This window comes from Holdemanella sp. MSK.7.32 (assembly GCF_024460475.1).
In the GTDB taxonomy this organism is placed as follows: Bacteria; Bacillota_I; Bacilli_A; order Erysipelotrichales; family Erysipelotrichaceae; genus Holdemanella.
In genome coordinates this window covers 1-4663 of sequence record NZ_JANFYN010000081.1, presented here as the reverse complement: position 1 = coordinate 4663, position 4663 = coordinate 1, and the positions used below count along the sequence as shown (strand labels likewise).

Below are 4663 nucleotides of genomic sequence, written 5' to 3'. Positions count from 1 at the left end.
GCCTATTTGGATATAAACTGACTCATGTCATAAAAAGAAGCAGAGAACTTTTTTTGACGAAATCACAACAGTGTTTCCAAGAACCGCTCTCTCTGCTTTCTTAAGTCTATTATAGTGTATGCCTACAAAATAAAAGACTAGAAGTTAAATTTAAGTAACCTCTAGTCAGTATGTTTATTTAGTGAAGAGAAGAACGATACATTAATAGTCATAGCTATCAATCGTTGTTTACGAGCTTACCTTATGGATGTCTCAAGTTATAATGATTAACTTCTCTTCAGTGATATGATATCACTTCTAAATAAAATAAAAAACTAGAATTATTACTTGAATAACTTCTAGTTCTATAATACGAAAAGAGCCCTCTGGGCCACATTGTTAAGAGGTGCGAAGGCTACGATTGATTAAATTATAACAAATTTGCAATATGTGTCAATACAATTTTTCCTTTCCAATTTCGTCTGATTTTGTTTTCTGATTCTATGAAATTCAGCGAAAATCAGGGTGAATGAATGTGATACAGTGATGATTTTGAATTAGAAGAATTGGCCAAAAAGGGCAGTATACTCATATTTTGAGCATACTGCCTCTAATTTTGTATTTGTTTACTTTAATCCAAATAATGTTTCAATACAAGAATCATCCATTACGCGATCTGTTGGTGGCATATTGGCATGTTCTAGTAGTGAGTCTACGTGGTCTTTGATGGTTACATCTACAAGTTTATTGACGTCGATTCCTCTGAGTTCAAAGAATAAGAATGGGTTTTCGTCGAGTGTGGTTCCAATTCCGTAGAGTACGGCAGCAACGTGCTTGCACATTAAGGCCCAGTCGGGGCAGCTGCAGTTGAAACTGATTTCTCTTTGGCTTGGGAAGAGTCCGTTTTCGGATAGAAATATTTCTTTTAAACTTTCTGGGAATTGTCCATTTACTAGTTCTTGTAAGTTTTGGATTTGTGAACTACATTTTCCGATGATGTCTTCACAAACTTCTTCTTTGAGTGGACTGATGTTAATTTCTATTTTGTATGGTGTTTTTCTTGTGCCTTGTACACGAGCTTTTACCTTACCCTTAACAATTTGTAAGTCCACAACAGCACCTGAACGAACATATCTTTTTCCTCGTTCGATACGACTGGCATAATCGGCATATTGTTCAATATTTTTACACCAGGCCATGCCCCACCAGCTTTTTGCGATTTGCCTTCCTTCCACAATAATGGGATGCATTTCTTTTCCTTTGTTTTTTGCGTTTTTAACACTTTCTTGTGCTTTTCTTTGCAGTTCTTCGACGCTCATTTGCGAATACTGCATGCTTGCTGTCCAATATTTTGCCATAGTCTACACGTCCAATCTTAATAAGTCCATTAGTTCATTTGTATCCAGTTCGGTAATCCATTTTTCTTGGCCAGAGGCAAGAATGGAATTTGCGAGTTCTTGTTTGGACTCAATGAGTTTATCAATCTTTTCTTCAATAGTTCCATTTGAAACGAGTTTATGGACAAAGACCTCTTTGGTTTGTCCAATACGATAGGCTCGATCGCTCGCTTGGTTTTCTACGGCTGGATTCCACCAACGGTCAAAGTGAATGACGTGGTTGGCGGCTGTTAGATTGAGTCCGGTTCCGGCTGCTTTTAATGATAATACGATATATGGAACGTATGTGTTTTCGTCATTAAATTTTTCAACGATTTCCGTACGCTTTTTAGCTGGAATGCCACCATGAATAATATATCCCTTCTTATGGAAAATAGATTCTAGATATTGAGATAGGGGTTCGCACATTTCTCTATATTGTGTAAATACCAAGACTCTTTCCCTTTTCTCATAGATGGTTTCACACAACTCTTTCAACATCGCATATTTTCCACTGTCCTTTGGATTGTAGTTGGTATCATGAATAAATTGGTCTGGGTGATTACAGATTTGTTTCAATTTTGTCAATAACGCAATCACAATACCTCTTCTTTGAAGGCCTGTGGATTCCAATATTTTTTGTTCGGCTTTATCAACTTCTTTACGATATAAAACAACTTGTCGTTTGGATAAATCCACGTGTTCTGTGATTTCCATTTTGTCTGGTAAATCTGAAATGATTGTTTTATCTGTTTTTAGACGTCTTAAAATAAATGGGGAAACCATCATCTTTAATTTTGTCATATATTCAGGATAGGCTTGTACTTTCTTTGTGTATTCCTTAAAGTCAGATGTACTACCTAATAATCCTTTATTTAAGAAGTCAAATAGGGACCATAAATTGGATAGGTCATTTTCAATTGGTGTACCCGTCATTGCGATGCGCATATGGCTAGGGATCTTTTTAATGGCGCGTGTTTGTTTGGTTGCCGGATTTTTGATGGCTTGAGCCTCATCTAAAATCAAACAGTCCCATACTCTTTCTTGTAAAAATTCATTGCGTAATGCCATCCCGTAGGTTGTGATTGTGATAAATGTGTCTTCATGTACAATATTGTTTTTCCCATGAAGGATATAATATGTCATTTTAGGAACAAAGCGATCTATTTCTTTTGACCAGTTACCTAGTAGGGATGCAGGAACAATCAATAATACATGTCCATCTTTCTTTTTTTCATACATCTTCTCTAGAAAAGAAATGACTTGAAGTGTTTTTCCGAGTCCCATATCGTCGGCAAGGCATGCGCCAAAGCCTAAATCATTCATTTGATTTAACCAATTGTATCCACTCTTTTGGTAAGGACGGAGTGTTGCGTTTAAATATTTTGGTTGAGCTTTGTTTTTGATTTTTGAAGGATTTTTTAATTTGCCTAAAATATCCCTTAACCATTTTCCATTTGATATCTGTATACCCATATCGACATCAATATCCTCATCATTTGACATATATGTTTTTGTCAAAGCTTCCTTTAAAGTAATGGTTCCATCATATTGTTCCATTTGTTCAAGAAGTTGTTGAAGCTTATTATGATTAATTTCTACCCATTGACCTTTAAGCCATGCAAGTCCTTCTTCCATTTTTAAAAGTTCACTAATTTCTTTCTTTGTGAGGGCACGCCCATTAACAATTAGAGATGGTTGTAAGGATAGTATGGAGTTAAAGCCAAACATGGATGGTTTGGTATCTCCAATATTCACATTGATTTTTACGGAAGAATATTTTTTCTTCCACCAATTTGGTACTCTACACTTAATGCCACAAGCCTCAATGTCAGGCACACTCTTTAATAGGAAATAGGCTTCTTTACTCGTTAATTTGATGGGATGAAATAAATCACCGGTTTCCATATATTGGGCAATCAAAGTATTCTTTTGAGCGACTACATTTAAGCAAGATAATAAATTCAATAATTGTTCTTGATCATTTTTATATTCGACGAGTGCATGTTTTAGTGGCATATGAACAATTCGATTTTCCTTGTCTTTTGTGGCATACGTTGCTAGAAACGCAAATGGAAAGTCTGGATCTTCTTCGTTTTCGACTAAGTGAAAATAGATTCGTTTTGCGACTTTCAAATCTTGGGATTTTTCCTGAAGATACATTTGAACTGTACCTTTATATGATTTCATGTCCCACCTAAATTGAGAATTTAAGTGTTGAAATATATTTTGAATCCACTTTTCATCAATATATTCTGTACCAATCGCAAAAGGAATAATAGACATTAAATATTCTAAGTCTTCATTGGATGCTTCTACTTTAGTATCTTCTCTAGCTACTTCTAGTTCAGGACGATTACTTAAAAGTTCAATGAATTTCAAAGAGAGTTGATACAAATAAAAAGCACTAGGCGTCAATCCCTTTAGATTGTTTTCAAACCCTAATTCATAAAGTGCAGAATATTTGTATTTTTTGAATGATTCAGCACATTTTGAAGTATTTTCTTCTTTTGTTTCATCAATGTGAAACCCGTTCTTGGTAAATATAAAATTGATTTGTTTCATACACAGTGTATCCTTTGTCTTATTATTTTTCTACATTTTATCATATATATTAAAACAATTGATAAACATATCAATAATGGTTTAAAAGTAGATTGTTGAATGAAAAAAAGATTTTTTTAAAAATTGATGAGATTTAATAATGTTTTCACATTGGACCTTTATAATGGAAATTGGCTACTGGATGTAGTAACGGTGAACCCTCTGAATTAAAAATGATATCTGCTTGAGTTCTCGGCAGATCCTTCAATTTTTTTGTAAGAGGAGAAGATGTCTATGTATATATATCTATATATTGATGTTGCCGTGAGTTTAATGGCACTAGTAGAAATACTAAGAATTACATTGATTATCATAGAAAAATGTAAAAGACACTAGTTCCCGTTCCCACAACGAATTACTAGTGTCTTTACATTAGAATAATTCAGAGTGACTACTGTATCCAGTAGTCTTTCTGTATGATTATTAAACAATTGATATATACAAAAGTCAAGGCTAATTCTATCTAAATCAATGAAAATAAGTCATATTAGATAGAATAGAGCAATCGCAACTAGTGTATTGTAATACATAATGTTTCACATTGGACCTTTATAATGGAAATTGGCTACTGGATGTGGTTGGTGGTTGCCTCTTGTTAAGGAGCTTTGAAGCCTTGAATCTTGAGTTCCAGGTAAGTAGATCCTTCTAATTTTTTACAGGAGGAAAGCTTATGTATATATATCTACATATTGATGTTGCTATGT

The 4663-nt window shown here is 34.2% G+C and carries 2 protein-coding genes; both read right to left on the bottom strand.

The genetic code is table 11. The features are described 5' to 3' along the window. Positions 1–605: 605 nt before the first annotated feature. The gene (locus NE544_RS11660; RefSeq protein WP_256269457.1) at positions 606–1337 is read right to left on the bottom strand and encodes an SWIM zinc finger family protein; all 732 of its coding nucleotides are present in this window, start codon (positions 1335–1337) and stop codon (positions 606–608) included. 3 nt (positions 1338–1340) lie between these two features. After that, entirely contained in the window at positions 1341–3920 is a 2580-nt protein-coding gene (locus NE544_RS11655; protein WP_256269456.1) for a DEAD/DEAH box helicase, read from the bottom strand. Positions 3921–4663 lie beyond the last annotated feature (743 nt).